At 62.3% G+C, this 21,776-nt stretch carries 24 protein-coding genes and 1 tRNA gene; 15 read left to right on the forward strand and 10 right to left on the reverse strand.

The annotated features are described in order from the left end of the window. Positions 1-7: 7 nt before the first annotated feature. Entirely contained in the window at positions 8-1,087 is a 1,080-nt protein-coding gene (locus tag FEV16_RS03455) for a 5-(carboxyamino)imidazole ribonucleotide synthase (RefSeq protein ID WP_138166174.1), read from the reverse strand. Continuing rightward, complete coding sequence (purE, locus tag FEV16_RS03460; protein WP_138166467.1) at positions 1,084-1,548, reverse strand: 5-(carboxyamino)imidazole ribonucleotide mutase; 465 nt, start codon at positions 1,546-1,548, stop codon at positions 1,084-1,086. The genes FEV16_RS03455 and purE overlap by 4 nt, the downstream gene beginning before the upstream one ends. Positions 1,549-1,737: 189 nt before the next feature. Here purE and FEV16_RS03465 point away from each other — a divergent pair, with 189 nt between their 5' ends. Then, entirely contained in the window at positions 1,738-2,943 is a 1,206-nt protein-coding gene (locus FEV16_RS03465) for a sodium:proton antiporter (protein WP_138166175.1), read from the forward strand. An 11-nt stretch (positions 2,944-2,954) separates the two neighbouring features. Here FEV16_RS03465 and FEV16_RS03470 read toward each other — a convergent pair whose 3' ends face one another. The 3 genes from FEV16_RS03470 to FEV16_RS03480 all read right to left on the reverse strand — a co-directional run bounded on the left by FEV16_RS03470 (position 2,955) and on the right by FEV16_RS03480 (position 4,981). Then, the gene (locus FEV16_RS03470) at positions 2,955-3,173 is read right to left on the reverse strand and encodes a DUF465 domain-containing protein (RefSeq protein WP_138166176.1); all 219 of its coding nucleotides are present in this window, start codon (positions 3,171-3,173) and stop codon (positions 2,955-2,957) included. A 99-nt stretch (positions 3,174-3,272) separates the two neighbouring features. Continuing rightward, on the reverse strand, positions 3,273-4,691 hold the full coding sequence (locus FEV16_RS03475; RefSeq protein ID WP_138166468.1) for a protein adenylyltransferase SelO: 1,419 nt from the start codon (positions 4,689-4,691) through the stop codon (positions 3,273-3,275). 110 nt (positions 4,692-4,801) lie between these two features. Then, positions 4,802-4,981, reverse strand: a complete 180-nt coding sequence (locus FEV16_RS03480) for a DUF465 domain-containing protein (RefSeq protein WP_138166177.1) — start codon at positions 4,979-4,981, stop codon at positions 4,802-4,804. 265 nt (positions 4,982-5,246) lie between these two features. On the opposite strand from FEV16_RS03480, the gene FEV16_RS03485 reads away from it, so the two are divergent. From FEV16_RS03485 to FEV16_RS03500, 4 genes are all read left to right on the forward strand, one after another. After that, a tRNA-Val gene (locus FEV16_RS03485) sits at positions 5,247-5,321 on the forward strand. 235 nt (positions 5,322-5,556) lie between these two features. Continuing rightward, on the forward strand, positions 5,557-5,757 hold the full coding sequence (locus FEV16_RS03490; RefSeq protein WP_138166178.1) for a hypothetical protein: 201 nt from the start codon (positions 5,557-5,559) through the stop codon (positions 5,755-5,757). Between the two features lie 129 nt (positions 5,758-5,886). Further along, complete coding sequence (locus tag FEV16_RS03495; RefSeq protein ID WP_138166179.1) at positions 5,887-6,102, forward strand: hypothetical protein; 216 nt, start codon at positions 5,887-5,889, stop codon at positions 6,100-6,102. 118 nt (positions 6,103-6,220) lie between these two features. Continuing rightward, positions 6,221-6,499 carry a hypothetical protein gene (locus FEV16_RS03500; protein ID WP_138166180.1) on the forward strand — a complete coding sequence of 93 codons (279 nt, stop codon included), beginning with the start codon at positions 6,221-6,223 and terminating at the stop codon, positions 6,497-6,499. A 61-nt stretch (positions 6,500-6,560) separates the two neighbouring features. Here FEV16_RS03500 and FEV16_RS03505 read toward each other — a convergent pair whose 3' ends face one another. After that, positions 6,561-6,764 (reverse strand): hypothetical protein, encoded by a 204-nt coding sequence (locus FEV16_RS03505; protein ID WP_138166181.1) that lies wholly within the window; start codon positions 6,762-6,764, stop codon positions 6,561-6,563. 233 nt (positions 6,765-6,997) lie between these two features. Here FEV16_RS03505 and FEV16_RS03510 point away from each other — a divergent pair, with 233 nt between their 5' ends. The 7 genes from FEV16_RS03510 to FEV16_RS03540 all read left to right on the forward strand — a co-directional run bounded on the left by FEV16_RS03510 (position 6,998) and on the right by FEV16_RS03540 (position 14,488). Then, positions 6,998-8,521 (forward strand): PLP-dependent aminotransferase family protein, encoded by a 1,524-nt coding sequence (locus tag FEV16_RS03510; RefSeq protein ID WP_138166182.1) that lies wholly within the window; start codon positions 6,998-7,000, stop codon positions 8,519-8,521. 206 nt (positions 8,522-8,727) lie between these two features. Further along, entirely contained in the window at positions 8,728-9,939 is a 1,212-nt protein-coding gene (locus FEV16_RS03515) for an MFS transporter (RefSeq protein ID WP_138166183.1), read from the forward strand. 130 nt (positions 9,940-10,069) lie between these two features. Continuing rightward, on the forward strand, positions 10,070-10,777 hold the full coding sequence (locus tag FEV16_RS03520) for an outer membrane beta-barrel protein (protein WP_138166184.1): 708 nt from the start codon (positions 10,070-10,072) through the stop codon (positions 10,775-10,777). Positions 10,778-10,935: 158 nt separating this feature from the next. Next, positions 10,936-11,343, forward strand: coding sequence for a succinate dehydrogenase, cytochrome b556 subunit (gene sdhC / locus FEV16_RS03525; protein ID WP_138166185.1), 408 nt, complete (start codon positions 10,936-10,938; stop codon positions 11,341-11,343). 13 nt (positions 11,344-11,356) lie between these two features. Then, the gene (gene sdhD, locus FEV16_RS03530; protein WP_138166186.1) at positions 11,357-11,752 is read left to right on the forward strand and encodes a succinate dehydrogenase, hydrophobic membrane anchor protein; all 396 of its coding nucleotides are present in this window, start codon (positions 11,357-11,359) and stop codon (positions 11,750-11,752) included. 122 nt (positions 11,753-11,874) lie between these two features. After that, positions 11,875-13,707: a succinate dehydrogenase flavoprotein subunit gene (sdhA, locus tag FEV16_RS03535; RefSeq protein ID WP_138166469.1), complete on the forward strand. Its 1,833-nt coding sequence runs from the start codon at positions 11,875-11,877 to the stop codon at positions 13,705-13,707. A gap of 1 nt (position 13,708) precedes the next feature. Beyond that, positions 13,709-14,488, forward strand: a complete 780-nt coding sequence (locus FEV16_RS03540) for a succinate dehydrogenase iron-sulfur subunit (protein ID WP_138166187.1) — start codon at positions 13,709-13,711, stop codon at positions 14,486-14,488. A gap of 9 nt (positions 14,489-14,497) precedes the next feature. On the opposite strand, the gene FEV16_RS03545 is transcribed toward FEV16_RS03540, so the two are convergent. After that, entirely contained in the window at positions 14,498-15,259 is a 762-nt protein-coding gene (locus tag FEV16_RS03545; protein ID WP_138166188.1) for a hypothetical protein, read from the reverse strand. Positions 15,260-15,401: 142 nt separating this feature from the next. On the opposite strand from FEV16_RS03545, the gene FEV16_RS03550 reads away from it, so the two are divergent. Both FEV16_RS03550 and FEV16_RS03555 read left to right on the forward strand, forming a co-directional pair. Beyond that, complete coding sequence (locus tag FEV16_RS03550; RefSeq protein ID WP_138166189.1) at positions 15,402-15,746, forward strand: hypothetical protein; 345 nt, start codon at positions 15,402-15,404, stop codon at positions 15,744-15,746. 36 nt (positions 15,747-15,782) lie between these two features. Then, a complete protein-coding gene (locus tag FEV16_RS03555; protein WP_138166190.1) occupies positions 15,783-16,817 on the forward strand; it encodes an aspartate-semialdehyde dehydrogenase in 1,035 nt (344 codons plus the stop codon). A gap of 66 nt (positions 16,818-16,883) precedes the next feature. Here FEV16_RS03555 and FEV16_RS03560 read toward each other — a convergent pair whose 3' ends face one another. The 3 genes from FEV16_RS03560 to FEV16_RS03570 all read right to left on the reverse strand — a co-directional run bounded on the left by FEV16_RS03560 (position 16,884) and on the right by FEV16_RS03570 (position 21,225). After that, entirely contained in the window at positions 16,884-17,756 is an 873-nt protein-coding gene (locus FEV16_RS03560; protein ID WP_246657148.1) for an outer-membrane lipoprotein carrier protein LolA, read from the reverse strand. A gap of 70 nt (positions 17,757-17,826) precedes the next feature. After that, on the reverse strand, positions 17,827-20,298 hold the full coding sequence (locus FEV16_RS03565; RefSeq protein WP_138166192.1) for a DNA translocase FtsK: 2,472 nt from the start codon (positions 20,296-20,298) through the stop codon (positions 17,827-17,829). 81 nt (positions 20,299-20,379) lie between these two features. Beyond that, complete coding sequence (locus FEV16_RS03570; protein ID WP_138166193.1) at positions 20,380-21,225, reverse strand: YihY/virulence factor BrkB family protein; 846 nt, start codon at positions 21,223-21,225, stop codon at positions 20,380-20,382. A 58-nt stretch (positions 21,226-21,283) separates the two neighbouring features. Between FEV16_RS03570 and FEV16_RS03575 the strand changes: the two genes are divergently transcribed. Next, positions 21,284-21,697 (forward strand): lysozyme inhibitor LprI family protein, encoded by a 414-nt coding sequence (locus FEV16_RS03575; RefSeq protein WP_138166194.1) that lies wholly within the window; start codon positions 21,284-21,286, stop codon positions 21,695-21,697. The last annotated feature ends 79 nt before the right edge of the window (positions 21,698-21,776 follow it).

Here is a 21,776-nt window from a genome sequence, read left to right on the forward strand (position 1 = left end):
GGCTCGTTTAGTCGTCGAAGACGCGCGTCACATGGCCCATCTTGCGGCCCGCGCGCGTTTCCTTCTTGCCATAGAGGTGCAGACAGGCGCCGTCTTCACGCAGCAGTTCCGGCCAGGCGTTGACGTCGTCGCCGATCAGATTGCGCATTTCGACGCGGCGCCCATGGCGGCGCGTTGAGCCGAGCGGCCAGCCGGCGACCGCGCGCATATGCTGCTCGAACTGCGAGGTCAGCGCGCCGTCGAGCGTCCAATGTCCCGAATTGTGCACGCGCGGCGCAATTTCATTAACGACCAGCGCTTCGCGCTCGCCATCGACAACGACGAACATTTCGACTGCGATGACGCCGACGTAATCGGCGGCCTCCGCGATGCGTCGTGCGATGTCGATCGCCTTTGTCGCCGTGTCTTTGGCGATCTCCGCTGGCGCCAGAGTCTGCGCCAAAATGTGGTGCTCATGGAGGTTTTCGCACACGTCATAGGCGCGATATTCGCCGTTCAATCCGCGCGCCGCCACGACAGATACTTCTTTCGTAAAGGGCACGACGCTTTCCAGAATGCATGGCGCGCCGCCGAGCGTGCGGAAAGCGACCGCAAGATCGCCGCCGTCGCGCAATTGGGTCTGGCCCTTCCCGTCGTAGCCGAGACGTCGCGTCTTCAAGATCGAATTGTGGCCGAGCTGCGCCACCGCGCGGGGCAGGGCGTCCGCATTGTCGACCGCGACGAATTCGGCCGTCGCAATGCGCAGGCTCTGCACAAATTCTTTTTCGACGAGCCTGTCCTGAGTGAGCGCCAACGCCTTCGGATTGGGTCGCACGGGCCGATGCGCTTCGAGCACTTGCGCCGTGCGGGCGGGCACGTTCTCGAATTCATAGGTGACGACGTCGACGGATTCGGCGAAAGCGGCGAGAGCCGCTTCGTCGTTAAATTCGGCTTGCGTTCGCGTCGCGCAGACATCGAACGCCGGGTCGTCGGCGACGGGGGAGAAGACATGCGCCTTCAGCCCGAGCCGCCCGCCGGCCATCGCGAGCATGCGCGCGAGCTGACCGCCGCCGAGGATACCGATCGTCGCGCCGGGCGCGAGCCTCATGCGCCTTTGCGCGGCGTTTCCGCCACGCTCTCCGTCTGATGAGCGCGATATTCGGCGAGGCGCGTGGCGAGCGCCTTGTCGGCGCGGGCGAGAATTGCGGCGGCGAGCAGAGCGGCGTTGATTGCGCCCGCCTTGCCGATGGCGAGCGTTCCCACCGGCACGCCGCCCGGCATCTGCACGATGGAGAGGAGCGAATCCATGCCCTTTAACGCTTCCGATTCGATCGGAACGCCGAGAACCGGCAGCGGCGTCATCGAGGCGGTCATGCCAGGCAGATGCGCGGCGCCGCCGGCTCCGGCGATGATAACCTCGAAGCCTTCCGATTCGGCCGCCCTGGCGAAGGCGAACAAGCGCTCGGGCGTGCGATGAGCCGAGATGATGCGCGCGTCACAGCCGATATCGAGCGCCGCGAGAGTTTCGACGGCGTGGCGCATCGTCGCCCAGTCGGATTGCGACCCCATGATAACGGCGACGGGCGGTCTGGACTTGCCCACTCTTGCTTCCTCTACAAAGGGAAGCCATGCGGCATAGACGATGGCTCCCCGATAGGCAAGCGCCCGATCGGCGTGGGTGGTGGGCGGATTTCGCTTCGCGAGCCGGCGGCGCGGGGCTAAGGAACAGCGCGTGATTCTCTTATCGGCGGACGCATCATGGACGAAAGCCTGAGGCAAGCGGTCATCGTGCTGGCCGTGGCGATGATGGTTGCGATCGCCGCGCGTCAGATCAGACTGCCTTATACGGTCGGGCTTGTCATCGTGGGGGCGGTGGTCGCGCTATCGGGCGTAGGCGCGCCACACCTGACGCACGAACTGATTTTCGACTTGATTTTGCCGCCGCTCCTTTTTGAGGCGGCGCTGACTCTCTCCTGGCGCGAGTTGATCCGAGATTCGCTGCCGTTGCTCGCGCTCGCAGGCGTTGGAACGCTTGTTTCCGCGGTTGTCGTCGCGAGTTCGATGACCATGCTGCTGGGCTGGCCCTTATTTTCGGCGCTCGTCTTCGGCGCTTTGATAGCGGCGACCGACCCGGTGGCGATCATCGCCATGTTCAAGGATAATAAAGTCAAGGGCCGCATGCGGCTTCTCGTTGAAAGCGAAAGCTTGCTCAACGATGGCGCGGCGGCGGTGCTTTTCGTCATGGCGCTGACGTTCGCGCAAAGCGGCGGCGCGGATCAGACCGCCGCGGCGACCGCGATGACTCTCGCGAAAGTCGTATTGGGCGGCGTCATCGTCGGGGCGCTGTCCGGCGGCGTCGCGATCCTTGCATCGCTGCGCACTTCCGAACATTTAATCGAAGCGGCGCTGACGACGATCGCTGCGTTCGGCTCCTTCCTCATCGCCGAATATTTTCATGTCTCCGGCGTGCTGGCGACGGTGACGGCTGGCCTTCTCATGGGAAATCTCGGCCTTCTGAGCGAGCGAGGCGGCTTCATCAGTCTCAAGGGGCGCGAATTCGTTCTGTCCTTTTGGGAGTTCGCGGCGTTTCTCGCCAATTCCGTGATTTTTCTATTGATTGGCGCGGACCTGGCTATGATTCCTTTTGGCGTCGTGGGGGCGAAGCCCCTGGGCGTAGCGATCGCCACAGTTCTCTGCGCGCGCGCCATCACCGTTTATCCGCTGAGCTCGCTCTTTCTCGCGTCGCGTTGGAAGATTTCGTTGCGCGAGCAGCATGTGCTGTGGTGGGGCGGCTTACGTGGCGCGCTGGCGCTCGCTCTCGCGCTGTCGCTTCCAGACGATCTGCCGCAGCGAAACGAGATCGTCGCCATCACTTTCGCGGTGGTGGCGTTTTCGATCGTGGTTCAGGGCCTCACTATGCCGCTGCTGTTGCGCGCGCTCGGCTTCCTGCCAAAGTCATCGTAACAGCGCCGCGTCTAAGCGATAATGTCAGGCGTGAGCTGGTCTTCGAGATAGGCGATGCGGTCGCGCAGCAGCAGCTTGCGTTTCTTCAACCGCTGAATCTGAAGCCGATCCGCCGCGCCAACGGCCAGCAGCGCGCCTATCGCGGTCTCCAGATCGTGATGCTCCAGCCGCAGCCGTTCAACCTCAGCGCGGATGGCGTCCTTGTCGATCTCGTTCTGATTTTCGTTCATCGACAGCCGCCCTCGAACGTCGTTAGACGCTCGGGAATCGATTTATCCGGTGCGCAATTATCGCGCGGCGGCCAAGGGCAGTTCAAGCGAATTGCTCCCTCATGATTTATAGGCGCTCCGCATCTCGTCGATGGCCGCGATCTTGGCGTAAAGCGGCGCCCAGTCGTCGTTTTCGGCGATGGGCGTCCAAAGCGCCTCGACTTCGTCGATTAACATGGTGCAGGGCGTCTCGTGCTGGAAATAGGGGTGATCCAGTCGCCCATTGGGGGCTGGCCGATGTTGAGCCAAGGCGGCGCGAACCGGCGCGAACGCTTCAGCTTCGTAATGGGCAGCCGACGGGCTGCCTTTCGCGCGCTCAGTGGACGCCAATCCGCCGCGCCAGTCGAAGAAGGCCTGTTCGAAAGGGGCCTTCGTCGTTGTGAGAAAGTCAACGAAAGCTTTCGCAAGCGCGGCGTCAGCTTCTTCGCCGGCCGAGGCGAGGCCGAGACGATTGAGCAGCGCCACTCGAAATTCCTGCTGGATGCGGCCGGGAAACGTCGCGAGAACCTTCTCGGCAAGCTTTGGTCCGGTGAGGTGGATCAGGCATTCCGCTAAGCGGGAAAGATTCCAGCCGAGCGCGCCGGGCTGTCGGCCAAATGAGTAAAGCCCGATTTCGTCGAAATAGGCGGCGGTGAAGGTTGGATCATAGACTGGCGCGAAGCGCCAAGGTCCGTAGTCGAAGCTCTCGCCCGTGATGTTGATATTGTCGGAATTCAACACGCCGTGAACGAAGCCTGACGCCATGTAACCCGCGCCGAGCTTAGCTACCCGCGCCACGACCTCTTCGAGAAAGGCGAGGGCTCTATCGGACGCCGGCAGATCGGCGATGGCTGGAAAATAATAGCGGCAGACGTGATCGAGGAGCGTGTCGATCGCTGCGGAGTCATCGTGGAACGCGAGGCGTTGAAACGTGCCGATGCGAATATGCGAATGCGACAGGCGCACCAGCACGCTGGAGCGCGTGGGCGACGGTTCATCGCCGCGCATGAGCGCCTCGCCAGTTTCAATCAGGCTGAAGGTCTTGGAGGTGTCGACGCCAAGCGCCTCCAGCATTTCGGTCGCGAGAATTTCGCGAACGCCGCCCTTGAGCGTCAGTCGTCCGTCGCCACGCCGCGACCATGGTGTCTGGCCGCTGCCCTTGGTGCCGAGATCGAGCAGGCGTCCGTCCTGCGCGTCGCGCAATTGCGCAAAGAGGAAGCCGCGGCCGTCGCCGAGATCGGCGTTGTAAACGCGAAATTGGTGCCCGTGATAGCGCAGCGCTAAGGGATGCGCGAGCCCGCCCGGCAGCGGCGAAAAACGCCCGAAATGCTCGATCCATTCCGCGTCGCTGAGTCCGTCGAGCCCGACCCGCGCGGCCCAGCGCTGATTGCGATAGCGTAGCCGATGTTTAGGGAAGGTCGCGGGTTCGACAAGATCGAAGAAAGGTTCGCCCAGACCCTCGTGCAACGTCTCGGCGCGGTAAAGCTCGGTGACCGGCATAAGGACGAGGTCTCGCAAATCGCGCGCCGCGGCGCGAATGCTTCAAAAAATAAGGCGGAGATCTCTCTCCGCCCATGGCGATTAAGCAGCAAGGGAGCGAGCTGAAAACGCTAGTGGCGCGTTTCGCTACACGACAGTTTGGCGAGCTCATCCTTGATTTGCAATTTCTTGCGCTTGAGTTCCGCTATTTTCAATTCGTCCGCGTGGGGGTGCAGCTGTTCCTCCTCGATCTCCTTCTTTAGCGCCTCGTGACGGCGTTGGAGTTCGACGATGTGGCCCTGCAAGGACATGCGAAACCTCCTTAACTTCTCTCCGCTGGACGAGCGGAAGGGTAATAAGTCTGCCACAAAGCAGGCTCGCCGCAAGACTTGAAATCGCGCAACGTCACAAATCTTTTGCGTATAGGGAGGCTCGGTCTTTACCGAACGTCAATTTTTTCCATAGCTTGCGCTGGAAGGCGATCCACAGCGTCGCAGGGAGGGCGCGCGCTTGCGCGCCGCCACGTACGCCAGTATAGACGGGCGCTCCGGCCCATGGCGCTTACATGTGGCTTAGGGGCGCGTAGCTCAGCGGGAGAGCACTACGTTGACATCGTAGGGGTCACAGGTTCAATCCCTGTCGCGCCCACCATTCAGTCGGCCCCACACGGGCCGTTTTGCTTTCAGCCACAAAGCAGAGACGTCACCTGAACAGGTCCGGCCCCGGTCAGGACCCTACGGCGGGTTTCCATTCCCTCAATTCGATCCGAAGACTGAGCCGTCGCGGACTGAGACTTCACCTTTAAATTCAAAACATTATGAACTTAAATTCAAAACATTGTGGGAACTACGTACGCGTCAGTTCGTTTAGATGTCAGGAGGTCGTCATGCTCCCGACAAATCGAACTGACGACGATCGGCCCTCCTTGGTGATCCAGCGAGACGTGGGCATAGCGCTGCGACTCTCTTTCGAGGCTGTCACCCGTGAGCCGCTGCCCGAGCAAATGGCCATTTTGCTGCTGCGCCTGGCTTTGGCTGAGTCGCTAGGGTTTACTTTCGAGGAGGGCGAGGCGGAGGCAGAGTCCTGATACATTTGTCGCCAACCGTGGCGCCTTAACCGCAATCTTTGCAGTTTCTAGTTCTTCGCTTCGATTGGCGATAGCGTTATGCGCCGAGGTCACTTGACCGGCCGGCAACAAGCGCGAAGGACTGTCCTTATGACATACAAAAAACTGCTGAGCGTCGCTGCGCTCAGCGCGAGTCTTGCGTTGGCTTTCATCCCCGAAGCGGACGCCATGCCGGTTCAAGCCCCGGACAACTCCCAGAGTTCTGTGCATCTCGTCTATGGCGGCTGCGGTCCTTACGGCCATCGGGGACCCTGGGGCGGATGCCGCCGCGGCGGCCAGTGGAGCGGCTGGCGACGCCGCTGGTAAGCGCACCCGCAATCGTAACGAGAGATTGGCGGCTCGCCTCGCCAATCTCGATTGTCTCCAACTGTCTTCCCGTCCATAGCTGCCTTCGCGCCCAAACTGAGCGAAAGCGGAGAAGACCATGGACCTGCCTGCCATTGACCCGTTGATCGCAGTCGGCGTCGCCGCCTCGACCGCCATCACCGACGCGGTCTATGTGTTCTTCAACGCCGCTGTGTCGGAGCGCAGGCGCATCGCCGCTGCAAGTTGGAGCAGCGTCTGGTATCTGCTCTCGGCGTTCGCCGTCATCAGCTACACGTCGAATTGGGCCTATGTGGCCTTCGCGGCGGTTGGCGCCTGGATCGGCGGCTTCCTGTCGATCACAGTGCTGAACCGCCTCGTGCCCAGGCGCAAAGCGTGAGGAATTAAACGCAAAAAAAAGCCGCTTGCGGCGGCGCCTGAGGAGCATGGAAGGCGAGCGTTCAGTCGCCGATGACCGGCTGATTGAAATCGCGGATCAGCAGCAAGGGAAGCCGCTTGCCGGCGGCGCTGGCGACGTTCATTGCCTGCTTGTCGCGCGCGAAACCGAGCGGCTTCTGGTCGTGGTTGATGTTTGTGGCGAGACCCAGAGCTAGGAAGCCGACCCAAAACGCCAGCGGCACGAGGCGCGAGTTCGAAAACGGCATTTTGGTCTCCCCGATTTTCTTTTGGCGTCTCTAAAAGGGACGGTCGCAGCTTTCCCCAATGGGCGTCCAAGTAAAAGCGCCAGGAGCGAGGAACCTGATGGCGCCAGAGCATTTCTCTGGCTGGGCCCATCAGGCTAAGGGCAGCCAAAGGTGGCGCCAGCGCTTACATTCCCTGTGGACCTATGCGTCTGTGAGAAAAGCGCATTAGCCTTCGCCCAGGGGGGAGTGCAGCGATGACTTTCACCACTACGGATCGCCCGGCGCCCATCGTTAAGAGCGGGCATGTGCAATTGTCGATCATTCTGGCGGATTCAGAGAAGAACACTCTGCAGAACCAGATCTTTGACCAGATCCGCTCGATGATCCTCAACGGTCAGCTCAAGGGCGACGACCCAATGCCGACCACGCGCGAGCTGAGCAGCCAACTCGGCGTATCGCGCAACACGGCCGTTCTGGCTTACGAGCGGCTGATCGCCGAGGGCTACATCCGCACCAAACCGTACGTCGGCACTTTCGTCTCGCCCGATTTGCCGGACACGGCGTTTCTCTCCGCCAATCATCGCGCGCCGCCCGCGCAAGAAGAGGGGGCCGCGGAGGAAGTTCTTCCGCCCTGCGGCGCGCTGCGTACCCATCGCCTCGCTGATCCAGAGCGCCGGCGTCTCGCTGCCGATTTTTGGGTCGGAAGACCGGATGCGAGGTCCTTTCCGCTGAAGGCCTGGTCGCACCACATCAAGAATCGCCTGAAAGCGGTCGGCTCTAATCTTACGAGCTACAATGACCCGGCCGGACTATTGGAGCTACGGCGCGCGATCGCCAAACATCTCGCGCCGGCGCGCGGCGTCGTCGCAGATCCGGATCAGATCGTCATCGTTGGCGGCTGCCAGGACGGCTTCAATCTCGTCGGGCGCTTGCTCGTCACGCCGGGCTCGACCGCTGTCGTCGAGTCGCCCTGTTATCAGGGCGCGGCTTTCGTGCTCGAAAGCCTTGGCGCGACGCTTCATCCCGTGTCTGTCGACCAGGACGGGCTCGACGTCTCGCAGCTTCCAAAAACGAAGGGCGCCGTCGCCTATGTCACGCCGTCGCATCAATATCCGGTCGGGGTGACGATGAGCCTGCAGCGGCGGCTCGAGCTTCTCGCCTGGGCGACGCAATATGACGCCTACATCATGGAAGACGACTATGACAGCGACTTCCGCTTCATCGGCTCGCCGCTCACCGCGTTGAAGGGGCTCGATCGCAACGAGCGCGTCATCTATCTCGGCACCTTCTCGAAATGCATGGGGCCGGGGCTGCGTCTGGGTTACGTCGTGCTGCCGCGCCGTCTTGCCGAAGCGGGACGCCGAATGAAAATGCTGATGAACAATGGCCAAAGCTGGCTCGAACAGGCGGCCATGGCGGATTTCATGTCGAGCGGCGAATTCGGACGCCATTTGCGCCGCATCCGCCAACTCTATCGCGATCGGCGCGACGCGTTGCTTGGCGCGCTCAAGAATCACTTCGGCGCGTGTGAGATATATGGCGATCAGGCCGGCATGCATCTCGTCTGGAAGCTGCCGGATGGTTTTCCGGACGCGGCCGAAGTGGAGAAGCGGGGGCTCGCGGCTGGCGTCGGCGTGTGTTCGCTGGCGACGGGCTCGGCGCTGCGCTTCGACGACTATGACGGCGGCGACCGGCTGCTAATGTTGGGCTTCGTCGCGCTCACCGAAAAAGAGATCGAGAATGGGATCGCGCGGCTGGCGCAGGCGCTGAAGGCATAGGGTTCCCCGTCATGCATGCTACTCTCTCCCATCGGGAGAGGGTGGCTGCGGAGCAGCCGGGCGAGGGGTTTCCGCTTCGCTAGAGTTTGCGTATTGCGATGAGGAATCTCTTCTGGCCGTCATTATGAGGCCATAACCCTCACCCCGGTCCTTTGGACCGACCCTCTCCCAATGGGAGAGGGTTAGCGTGCGAGCCTTCTAAGTTTATGAGCGACGCCAGCAGCTTTTTCCGCCTGCGCGCCATACCTTCCGGCGTCTGGGCGCTCGGGATCGTCTCGCTGCTCATGGATTTCTCTTCCGAGATGATCCATGCGCTGCTGCCGATCTATCTCGTCGGCGCGATGGGCGCCTCGATGGCGGAAGTCGGCGTGATTGAGGGCGTCGCCGAGGCGACAGCCTCGATCGTCAAGATCTTTTCAGGCGCGCTTTCGGACTGGTTTGGGCAGCGCAAGCAGCTCGCGATCATCGGCTATGGGCTCGCCGCGCTCACGAAGCCGATGTTTCCGCTCGCGCCGAATGTCGCCTGGATTATGGCCGCGCGCTTCATCGATCGCGTCGGCAAGGGCATACGCGGCGCGCCGCGCGACGCTCTCGTCGCCGATATCGCGCCAGCTTCAGTTCGCGGCGCGGCCTTCGGGCTCCGCCAGTCGCTCGATACGGTCGGCGCCTTTCTGGGACCGGCTGTCGCGGTGGCCGTGATGTGGCTCTCCGCCAACAGCATTCCACTAGTGTTCTGGATCGCGACAATCCCGGCGGCGCTTGCTGTCGCGGTTCTGGCGCTTGGCGTGCGCGAGCCGCAATCTTCTCGCCCGCCGCGTCCGGCGCGTTTTCCACTGCATAGCGATGAAATCCGCCGGCTCGGCGGACCCTTCTGGATCGTTGTCGCAATCGGCGTCATCTTCAGTCTCGCGCGATTTTCCGAGGCTTTCCTGATTTTGAAGGCGCGCGCCGTCGGACTGCCGGAGGCGATCGCGCCGCTGGTTCTCGTCGCGATGAATGTTGTCTACGCCGGCGCCTCTTATCCCGTCGGCGCCTTCTCCGATCGCGGCGATCGTAAGACGCCGCTGATGGCCGGTCTTGTCGCGCTGATTGCAGCGGACGCCGCGCTCGCCGTCGCCGAGCATATGCCGCTCGTGTGGCTGGGCGTGGCGCTCTGGGGCCTGCACATGGGCCTCACCCAGGGGCTTCTCGCCGCGCTCGTCGCTGACGTCGCGCCGGCGGCGCTGCGCGCTTCGGCCTTCGGGGTTTTCAACCTGACGAGCGGCGTCGCGCTGCTGGTCGCAAGCGCCGGCGCCGGAGCGCTCTGGGACGCTTTCGGGCCTGCTGTCGCCTTTTGGGCGGGCGCTCTCTGCGCCTCGCTGGCGCTCGTCGCGCTCTGGGCGAGCGGCAGGCGGCTGGCGCGGATTTCAGGCGATTAACTGATCGCTAAGCATCTTTCTTAGTCACTGAAAAGGAACCAAAAACTTCCGCAATTGCGCCGTGGTTGGCCATTGATTTGAGAACCGGCGGGGGCGCTGGCGTTTAAAAAAACGCAGCATCGAGGTTCCGATGAAAACACGAGCTTTTGGCTTCGCCGTCGCGGCTCTGCTGCCGGTTTTGTCCGCGTCGGCCGCCGACCTGCCTTCGCGCATGGAGGCGCCGCCGGCCTATATTCCGCCGCCGCCAATGTTCACCTGGACCGGGTTCTATGCCGGTCTCAATCTCGGCGGCGGCTGGCTGGATCGAGATCGCGGGAATTGGCTGTTTACAGGAGGAGCGTCGAATACAGCCGGCGTCATCGGCGGCGCCCAGATCGGTTACAATTATCAATTCACGCCGCTCTTCGTCGCCGGGCTCGAAGCCGATCTCCAGGGATCGAGCGTCGGCGGCGGCGGTTGGGGGCGCAGCGTCGACTGGTTCGGCACAGTGCGCGGACGGGCGGGCGTGTCGCTGCTGAACACGCAGCTGCTTGTCTACGGCACGGGCGGCTTTGCCTACGGCGACCTGCGCATCAACAATTGGTTTGGCGCTCAAACGCGGACGGCCACCGGTTGGACGGCTGGCGGCGGGCTCGAATACGCCTTTTTGCCGAACTGGTCGGCCAAGGTCGAATATCTCTACACCAACCTCGGCGCCAATTACGGTCCGCTCTATGCCGGTCCTTTCATCGTGAGCGACTCGCAGCAGCGCGCGCATCTCAATGCTGTGCGCGCGGGCGTCAACTATCGCTTCAACTGGCTCCTTGCGCCTCCTGGCCCGCCAATGGCGGCCTACTGAGCGTCGTCGAGACGAGCGCGGCAAAAAGCCCCGGCCCCGGGGCTTTTGAGTTTGCGCGCTCTCAGGCGTGAGCGCCTCGCGGTTGCGGCGCTGCAACAATTGAATTATCTGCTTGGAAGCGTTCCGAGAAGCAGATCGGCCGCGCGAGAGGGTTCCATATGGCCGACGCCGACATTGACAGGCTCGCCGCCCGGCGGCCGCTGTCGCCGCATCTGACGATCTTCAAGCCCATCCTGACGATGATGATGTCGATCGCGCATCGCATCACCGGCGCGGGGCTTTACGTCGGCATGGCGTTTCTGACGCTCTTTCTGCTCGGCGCGGCGATCGGCGGTGGCGCATTCTCCGCCGTTTCCTGGATCGCGTCGGGCTTCATCGGCAATCTCATCATACTGTTGATCGTCTGGGCGATCTTCCATCATCTGCTCGGCGGCGTGCGTCACGCGCTTTGGGACCGCGGCCTCTACATGGACCCCCGAGGGCGCGAACTGCTGGCGCAAGGGACTCTCGTCGGCGGAATCCTGCTGACGGTGCTCGTCTTGATCTTCAAAACGCTGGCGAGCTAGGCGGAGCGAACTCATGACGGTTACGACAAAGTTCAAGAGCGGTCGAACCGAGCCCGGCGAGGCCTATGTCTCCGACCACAGCGGTTCGCCGCACGCGCATTTCATGCGGCTCACCTCTTATGCTCTGGTCCCGCTCGGCGCGCTGAGCGCCTGGTGGATTCTCGGTCTAGCGGGGAAAACGCTCGACGGCGTGCGCGCCGAAATCGCCAGACCAATTCCCGCGATCGTGCTTCTGGTTTTTGGCGTCATTGGCATGGTCCACGCCCGCCGGGGCATGGACGACATCATCGAAGACTATGTGCACGACGACGCTTTGAAGGCGCAGGCGCTTGTCGCCAATCTATGGGCGTCGCGCGCGATCGCGGCGCTCTGGGTCGTCGCAATCCTTCTCCTCGCCGCGCCGAAATAGGCCATGCGACCGGCAGTCAAGAACAGTGAGCGTGACAGCGTTTGTTCGATCTCAATGATCTCCTCTTGTAACGCCGCATCGGCGCTGCGCGCTGCGCAAACAAAATTCAAGAAAGCTCAGTGATGGTTGCAAAGGGTCCTGCATCAAATGTGTCGGTTGGCGGCCGGGCTTATCCGATCATCGATCATACCTTTGATGTCGTCGTCGTCGGCGCCGGCGGTTCGGGGCTTCGCGCCGTCGTCGGTTGCGCCGAGGCGGGACTGAACGTCGCCTGCGTCACCAAGGTCTTTCCAACGCGTTCGCACACCGTGGCGGCGCAAGGCGGCATCGCCGCCGCGCTCGGCAACATGGGGCCGGACAATTGGAAATGGCACATGTACGACACCGTCAAGGGATCCGACTGGCTCGGCGACCAGGACGCGATCGAATATATGTGCCGCAACGCGCCGCCTGCCGTCTATGAGTTGGAGCATTGGGGCGTTCCCTTCTCGCGCACGACGGAAGGAACGATCTATCAGCGTCCATTCGGCGGCATGACGACGGATTACGGCAACGGTCCCCCGGCGCAGCGCACATGCGCGGCCGCCGATCGCACCGGCCATGCGATGCTCCATACGATGTATGGGCAGGCGCTGAAGCTCAACACGAAATTCTTCGTCGAATTTTTCGCGATCGATCTCATCATGGATCAGCACGGCGCCTGCCGCGGAGTCGTGTGCCTAAAGATCGATGACGGAACGATTCATCGTTTCCGCGCCGCGCTCACCGTGCTCGCGACCGGCGGCTATGGCCGCATCTATCTCTCGGCGACCTCGGCGCACACCTGCACCGGCGACGGCAACGCCATGGTGCTGCGCGCCGGACTGCCGCTGCAGGACATGGAGTTCGTGCAGTTCCATCCGACAGGAATCTATGGCGCGGGCTGCCTTATCACCGAAGGCGCGCGCGGCGAGGGCGGCTATCTGACGAACAGCGAAGGCGAGCGCTTCATGGAGCGCTACGCGCCCTCAGTGAAAGATCTCGCGCCACGCGACATGGTCTCGCGCGCGATCACGATGGAGGTGCGCGAGGGCAGGGGCGTTGGCAAGCTTAAGGACCACGCTTATCTGCATCTGGAGCATCTCGACCCGGCGATCCTGCATGAGCGCCTGCCGGGCATCTCCGAAAGCTCGATGATTTTCGCCGGCGTCGACGTCACGCGCCAGCCGATCCCGATCATACCGACCGCGCATTACAACATGGGCGGCATACCGACGAATTATCACGGCGAGGCGTTGCATAAGCGCGACGGAAATCCTGACGAGGTGGTGCCGGGTCTGATGGCGCTCGGCGAAGCGGCCTGCGTCTCCGTGCATGGCGCCAATCGCCTCGGCTCCAACTCGCTCATCGATCTCGTCGTCTTCGGCCGCGCCGCGGGACTGCGCGCCGCTGAACTCATAAAGCCAAACGACACGCAGCCGGAACTGCCGGCGGACTCGGCCGATCTGGCGCTGTCGCGGCTCGATTTCTTCCGCAACGCCAATGGCTCGGTTTCCACTGCGACGCTGCGCGACAGGATGCAGCGGACGATGCAGTCGCATTGCGCCGTCTACCGCACCGGCGAGGTCCTCGCCGAAGGCGTCGAAATGATCAACGCGGTCTGGCGCGACAGCGCAGACGTGAGGATCACCGATCGCTCGCTGATCTGGAACTCCGATCTGATCGAGACGCTGGAATATGAGAATCTCATCGTGCAGGCGGTCACGACGATGGAGAGCGCCGCCAATCGCACCGAGTCGCGCGGCGCCCATGCGCGCGAGGATTTCCCCAAGCGCGACGACAAGAACTGGATGAAGCATACGCTCGCGACCATCGATCGCGACAAGAAGACGACCTTCCTCGATTATCGCCCAGTGCACAGCTACACGATGACGAACGAAGTCGCTTACATCGAGCCGAAGGCGCGGGTGTATTGACATGGTCGAATTCGCGTTACCCAAGAACTCCGTTGTCGGCGAAGGCAAGATGTGGCCGAGGCCCGAAGGCGCTGAGCGGCTGCGCGAGCTGCGCATCTATCGGTGGAGTCCCGACGACGGCGCCAATCCCCGCATCGACACCTATTTCATCGACGTCGACGACTGTGGACCGATGGTCCTCGACGCGCTGATCTGGATCAAGAACAAGATCGATCCGACGCTCGCCTTTCGCCGCTCCTGCCGCGAGGGCATCTGCGGCTCATGCTCGATGAACATCGACGGGCTGAACACGCTCGCCTGCACCAAGAGCATGGATGAGATCGACGGCGCGATAAAAATCTATCCGCTGCCGCATATGGCGGTGATCAAGGACCTCGTGCCCGATCTGACGATCTTTTACGAGCAGCATGCGGCGATTGAGCCCTGGCTGAGGGCTGGACGCGACCCGGAGAAGGAGCGGCTGCAATCGCCGGCGCAGCGAGCGAAGCTCGACGGGCTTTATGAGTGCATCCTGTGCGCATGTTGTTCGACGGCCTGTCCGAGCTATTGGTGGAACGCCGACCGTTTCCTTGGTCCGGCGGCGCTGCTGCAGGCGTTCCGTTGGGTGCAGGATTCGCGCGACGAAGCGACGAAAGACCGCGTCTCCTACGTCGACGACATCTTCCGCCTTTACCGCTGTCACACGATCATGAATTGCACCCAGGTCTGCCCCAAGAGCTTGTCTCCCGCGAAGGCGATCGCCGAATTAAAAAACATGGCGATCGCCCAGGACAAGGCGTAGGCCGCCGCGTCACATGTGCGACATCGCGACGCCGTGAGGCGGCTTCTTGTCGATTGCCGCGCCCCGGCGCAATTTCGTCAGCGACGCGATATGCAGCAATATCCATAGCGGAACGAGGAAAGCGGGAACCAGCGCGAGCGGGAACATTGTGATCAGCTCGTTCGGCCGATCGAACGCCGTCGCCTGAATTGCTGATGGCGAACTGGCGAATCCCGTTGCAACGGCGATGATGAGGTCCGCGAGGCCGAGAATATTCCACAACATGACCAGATTTGAATTCACGCGCAGTCCGCGTGCGTAAGCGACCGCAATCACCGCAGCGAGGACGCCCACGAGCAGGTCGCCGGTTCCCGCTGGCCACGCGAACACGCCGGGCATCTTTCCCATTGCGTAAAGGACCAAGAATATCCCGCCGAGAATGCGAAATATTTGGACGCCCACCAGCCATTGCTGCGGGATCGCGTCGATGATCATTCCGATTGTCGGAGAGCGCCAGATCAGCCATGCGCCGATGATGATCGGGGTGAAAAGCGCGTATTGGATCGTGGGCATTTCTCCTGGAGCGGCGCGGTAAGCGCCAAGCCAGGCCGAGACGGCCGCGGCCAGGAACCAGCCGATGAGCACAATCGAAAAGGCGTTTACGACTCTATCGCGGTCGCGCGCCGTCCACGGGGGCATAAGGAGCGCGCTGCGCAATTCCAGAAGGATCAGCGCGATGATCGCGACCGAGGTTGCAAGCGTCAGGACGGTGAGAATGCCTGTGTCGCTCATCTCGATCCTCCATCGACAACATCCAGCGGAGGTTAGGTAGCGGCGACCAGACCTTCGACAAACTGGGCCGTCCAGGCGAGCGCCTTGATCCCGCCGCGCCGCCGGTTTAGGACGCATTCAAACCCTTTCGGAGATCTGCGCCATGCGGACCAGCGCCCGTCTTTTTGTTCTTGCCGCTTTCCTGATCGCTGCGGGCCTGCAGGCCGCTTCGGCGCAGCAGCTCCAGGTCGATCCCGGAGCGCTCGACGCTTCCGGATCCGTCTCGGCGCAGCCGAAGCCTAAGAAGGCCAAGGCGCAGCAATCTCAAGGCGCTGGCCAACAAAAGCAGGGCAGCGGCGATCGTCAGTTTGGCGAGCTCGAAGGCTGGTCGCCCGGCAAGGCGCCGCCTGGAAAAAAGAAGGAAGAAGAAACGCCCAGTTCGCCAAGCGGCGCCATGCCCATCGGCGTGTCGCCTTCCGGGAACATGTCCGTCGGCCTTCCTTTCTAAGTCACAGACGCCGGGTCGACCGGCTGGAGTTTGATCATGGCGTATAAGGTCGCGGTCGTCGGCGCTACGGGCAACGTGGGCCGCGAGATGCTGGATATTCTCGCCGAGCGCCGTTTCCCCGTGTCGGAAGTCGTCGCGCTCGCGTCGTCGCGCTCAGTCGGGACGGAGGTCTCCTTCGGCGACAGGACGCTGAAGTGCAAAGCGCTCGACTCATACGATTTCTCCGACGTCGATATTTGTCTGATGTCTGCCGGCGGTTCTGTCTCGAAGGAATGGGCGCCCAAGATCGGCGCGCAGGGTTGCGTCGTCATCGACAATTCGTCTGCCTGGCGCATGGACCCTGACGTGCCGCTGGTGGTGCCGGAGGTGAACGCCGGCGCCGCAGCGGGATTCACCAAGAAGAACATCATCGCCAATCCGAACTGCTCGACCGCGCAGTTGGTCGTCGCGCTGAAGCCTCTCCATGACGCGGCGACGATCAAGCGCGTCGTCGTTTCGACCTATCAATCGGTCTCAGGCGCCGGCAAGGAAGGCATGGACGAACTCTTCGCGCAGACGCGCTCGGTTTTCGTCTCCAATCCTGTCGAAGCGAAAAAATTCCCAAAGCGCATCGCCTTCAACCTCATTCCGCAGATCGACGTCTTCATGGAGGACGGCTTCACCAAGGAAGAGTGGAAGATGGTCGCGGAGACGAAGAAGATCTTGGATCCCAAGATCAAGCTCGTCGCGACCTGCGTGCGCGTGCCTGTCTTTATCGGCCATTCGGAAGCGGTGAATATCGAATTCGAAAAGCCGATTTCGGCCGACGAGGCGCGCGACATCCTGCGCGCGGCGCCTGGCCTGCTTGTGATCGACAAGCGCGAAGCCGGCGGCTACATCACGCCGCATGAGGCGGCGGGAGAAGACGCAACCTATGTGTCGCGTATCCGCGAAGACCCCACCGTCGACAACGGTCTCGTATTGTGGTGCGTTTCCGACAATCTGCGCAAGGGCGCGGCGCTCAACGCCATTCAAATCGCGGAGACGCTGCTGAACCGCAAGTTGCTCGTTCCAAAGAAGAAGGCGGCATAGAGCTGCGCTACTGCGGTAGGCAGAAACATCCTGTGTCCGCCTCTAGATGTTTCGATCTCGCGCCTGCTATTTCGTGATCTTGAACAGCGCCGCGTCTGGAATCTTCGCCTGATCGATGTTGAAGACAGAGATCAGCGTTTCGTACCCCTGCGGGTCCTTCACCTGCCACTGCTTCAACTTGAAGGTCTTGGGGTCGAAGATGAGGCGCACGTGTGACGTGCCGCCGAAGGTCGCCTTGTCCTCGATAAAGATGGTGACGCCGGAGTCCTCAACCTTCACATCCTCGACGGTGACGTCCTTCTCCAGGTCGATCTTGTCTTTCATCAGGAATTTGAGCGGCGTCTGCGTGATGAAATAGAGGTCCTGGGTGTTAAGCTTGCGGTCGCGCACGGCGACCTGCGCGCCGTCGGCGACGACCTCCATCGTGGCGGGTTCAGCGTATTCGAAGCGAACGCGGCCGGCGCGCTGAACGTGTAGTCGGCCTTCCGAACGCTTCCCGTCACCGCCGATCTGAACGAAATCGGCCGTCATCACCGGCGAAGCGTTGAAAAAGGCGTTCGCCCGCTTGATCGCCTCTGCGCGGGTCAACGGCTGCTCCGGCGTTGACGCGGCCGGAGGCAAGATATTCACAGCGGCGGTAGGGGCTGTAGCCGGCGCGGGCGCCTGCGCCGCTGGTTTTGCGCCCTTCTTTCCCCCTTCGCCGGGCTTGGTCTCGACAGGCTGAGCCTGGGTCGTCTGCCCTTCGCCAGCCTTGACCTCGGCTGGCTTTGCATCCACCGGCTTGGCGACGACAGGCTTCGCCTCGGCTGGCGCGTTTTCAGCGGCCTGCGCGGGAGCGACTCCCTGCGCCGGTCGCGCGTTGCGGTCGAGTTTTGCAGCGGAAACCGGGAAGGAGAATGAAAGCGCGGCGATCAGTGCGGCGACGGAGGCGTATTTCACGGCGAGTTCCGATTCTTGGGAAGCTTGTCGCCGTCTTCCTAGCATAAGTTGGCGGAAATGGGGGCGAAGCTTACTCCGCCGCCTCAATGTCATAGGCGCCGCGATCAACGCCGCCGCCAACCAGAATTTCGCGCTTGCCGGCATGGTTAGGCGCGGAGACGACGCCTTCCTGCTCCATGCGCTCGACGAGGGAGGCGGCCTTGTTGTAGCCAACCGACAGTCGCCGTTGGATGTAGCTCGTCGAGCACTTTTTGTCGCGCAGCACGATATTGACGGCGCGGTCGTAGAGGTCGCCGCCTTCCTCCGCGTCCATCGAGCCGGGCAGGGGCGCTTCGCCATCCTCGCCGACATCGTCCTCTGAGGTGATGGCGTCAAGATATTGCGGCGCGCCCTGCGTTTTCACATGGGCGACGATGTCCTCGACTTCGCGATCTGACACAAAAGGCCCATGCACGCGCGAAATGCGGCCGCCGCCCGCCATGTAGAGCATGTCGCCCTGGCCGAGCAGCTGCTCGGCGCCCTGTTCGCCGAGGATCGTGCGGCTGTCGATTTTCGACGTCACCTGGAAGGAGATGCGGGTGGGGAAATTCGCCTTGATCGTGCCGGTGATGACATCGACCGAGGGACGCTGCGTCGCCATGATGAGATGGATGCCAGCGGCGCGCGCCATCTGCGCGAGGCGCTGGATCGCGCCCTCGATGTCCTTGCCAGCGACGAGCATGAGATCGGCCATCTCGTCGACGATGACGACGATGTAAGGCAGCGTCGAGAGCGACATCTCTTCATGTTCGAAAACCGCTTCGCCGGTTTCGCGGTCGAAGCCTGTCTGCACGGTGCGGGTGATCATCTCGCCTTTCTTTTGCGCCTCGGCGACGCGGGCGTTGTAGCCGTCGATATTGCGCACGCCGAGCTTCGACATTTTCTTGTAGCGGTCCTCCATCTCGCGCACCGCCCATTTGAGCGCCACCACCGCTTTCTTGGGGTCGGTGACGACGGGGGTGAGGAGATGCGGAATATTGTCGTAGACGGAGAGCTCCAGCATTTTCGGATCGACCATGATCAGCCGGCACTCTTCGGGTTTTAGGCGATAGAGCAGCGACAGGATCATGGTGTTGATCGCGACCGATTTGCCGGAGCCGGTGGTGCCGGCGACTAAGAGATGCGGCATGCGTGCGAGATCGACGATCACCGGCTCGCCGCCGATGGTCTTGCCGAGCGCGATCGCGAGCTTGTGATTGGAGCGGGCGAAATCCTCGCAGGCGATGAGTTCGCGCAGATAGACCATCTCGCGGCGCTGGTTCGGCAGTTCGATGCCGATGGCGTTGCGGCCCGGCACGACGGCGACGCGCGCGGAGACCGCCGACATCGAGCGGGCGATGTCGTCGGCAAGGCCGATGACGCGCGAACTCTTAATGCCGGGCGCCGGCTCAAGCTCATAGAGCGTCACGACGGGGCCGGGGCGAACGTTGATGATGTCGCCCTTGACGGAGAAATCCTCAAGCACGCCTTCGAGCAGACGCGCGTTCTGCTCGAGGGCCTCCTGCGAGAGCTTCACGCCGCCCGCTTGCTTCTTCGGCTCGGCGAGCAGGGAAAGAGACGGCGCCTCATAGCGCGTATTGAAACTGGGCTGCGGCGCGCGGGCCGGCGCCCGCGTTCGGCGGGGCGCTGGCGGAGCGACAGCTGAGTCAAAAGGCTCATCGAGATTGCGCGCCCGCGGCGGCGCATATGCCGGATAAAGATCCAGTTCCTCGAAGGTCGGCTCGACGCGCGGGTAGCTCGGCGGCGGCGGCCGGTCCGCCGTTCGCGTAGGGCGTCTGAGCTTTCCTGCGGCCCGCTTCGCCCAGGCTTTGAACGCAAGTCCGAAATGAATGAGCGCGCCGAGTGAAATCAGCGCGACGCCTGGCTCGCCGCCGGCGTCGTCCTCATCGTCCGCTATCGGACGTCTGCCGGCGTCGTCTTCGGAGGACCGGAGGCGCATGTCGGCTTCGGACTCAAAGCCAAGCCCCGCGGCGCCGGTCACGGCGAGAATCGCGACGAAAGCCGCCCCGACGCCAAAGACCGCTATCATGACGCCCGAGCCGGCAAAGATCGTACGGGGGACGACGAGGATCGCGTCGCCGACAACCCCGCCGAGACCCGAGGGAAGCGGCCAGCGATCGGTGGCGGGCAGAAGAGACGCGGTCGCGGAAGTCGCCAAAACGCCCAGGATCCAAAGACCAAAACGCAGGGTTGCGCGGCCCACGCGTCGGCGTTTCATGAGGCGCAATCCCTGCATGGCGATCGGCACGATGGCGGCGATGGCGCCGAAGCCGACAAGCTGCATCAGCAGATCGGAAACGATCGCGCCTGGTCCGCCGAGCAGATTGCGGACATGGCCGGAGGTCGCGTGGTTGAGCGAGGGATCGCGGGCCGACCAGCTGACGAGCGACAATGTCAGCGCCGCGGCGGTCACGACCAAAAAGACGCCCAGCAGCTCGGCGAGCCGGCGCGCCGTGAATTCGCGAAGCTGCTCGGTGAAATGGCCCGTTGCATGGCTACGCATAGGAGGAGAAGCCCCGCTTGGTCGCGACGCCGCCGACGGCGCGCGGATGGCGCAGCGTAAAAAACCTCGGTTAAGGCGCGCTTAACCCTGGTTTTCCACGTTCTTGCCGTCCGTCGCGATAGTCTGATTGAGCTCGGCGCCGTAAATGAAAATTGCGGCCGAGAGCTGCAAAAAGACGATGGCGATCATGATGGAGGCGAGGCCCGCATAAGTCGAAATATAGCTGGCGGCGAATCGCGCGAGATAATTACCGAAGCCGGCGCCGAAGGCGAGCGAGGCGAGCAGCGTCAGCGCCAAGCCAGGCGCGATGAAGGCGGCGTCACGCCGCGTCGCTGGAAGATACCTGTGGGCTGCAAAAAGCGCGATGGCGAGAATAGCTGTGGTGACGCCGTAGCGCACCGGCCCATAGAGTGGCTGCAATTCCTCGACGATCAAAGGAACGTAACGCTGAGCAATCGCTCGCGCCAAGGGCGCAAGCACAAGAAGAATGGCGATGGCGAGAAGCGAAGCCGCGCCAAGAAAAACATATAAGATCGACTCAAGACGAAGCAGCCACCAAGATCGCTTCTCGGACGAATCATAGGCTCTGTTCAGGGCGACGCGCAGCGCTTCAACGCCAGTTGCGGAAAAATAAATTGCGAACACGGCGCCGAGGGTCAGGAGGCCGCCGCGCGGCTGCGTCAGCACATTGTGGATTTCTCTTGAAATCGGCGCCGCGACGCTGGCCGGCCATGTCTCGAAGAGAAGCTTCGTCGCCGCGTCCGCTTCCTCCTGCAAGCCGAAAAAGCCAGCAAGCGCCGTCAGGAAAATAAGGAAGGGAAACAATGAGGTGAGGATCGACAGCGCAATATAGCTGGCGATCGCCCAACCATCGTCTTGGTTGAACTTGGCGTAGGCCTGATAAAGGATTCGCAGAAACTTTGGCATGGCAACCAGGATAGAGTGCGCGCTCTCAATAGCGATGGGCAAGGGAAAGAATCCGCCAATGAACACCTTCCTTTTACGAGCGCCGGTCGCGATAGGCGTGACCATTGTCGCTGCGGCGCATTGGTTGGGCTTAGCGGTCGCGAAAGATTGCAGCGGTCTCAATACGCAGACGGCAATGAATTTGTGCGCGGGCGAAAATTTCAAGCATGCCGACGCCGAACTCAACGCCGTTTACGCAAAGCTGCTCGGCAAGGTAAGCGCGGCCGGCGGGCCGAAATTGCGCGAGGCGCAAAAGTCCTGGATCAAATATCGGGATGCGCAATGCGAATTTGAAACAATGGGAACGACCGGCGGCAGCATTCACGGTATGATGCTTTGGCAGTGTCTAACGGATTTGACAGTGCAGCAGACGAAAAGGCTGCAGCATCAGCTGACATGTCAGGAGGGCGACGTCTCCTGCGGCGGCCAGTAGGTTTGCCGCTATTCGCCGTATTTGCGATGCACGTCATAAAGGATTCGAGAAAAGGCCGCTACGGGCGACTATGCGCGAT

Source organism: Methylocystis sp. B8, from assembly GCF_005771425.1.
Lineage (GTDB): Bacteria > Pseudomonadota > Alphaproteobacteria > Rhizobiales > Beijerinckiaceae > Methylocystis.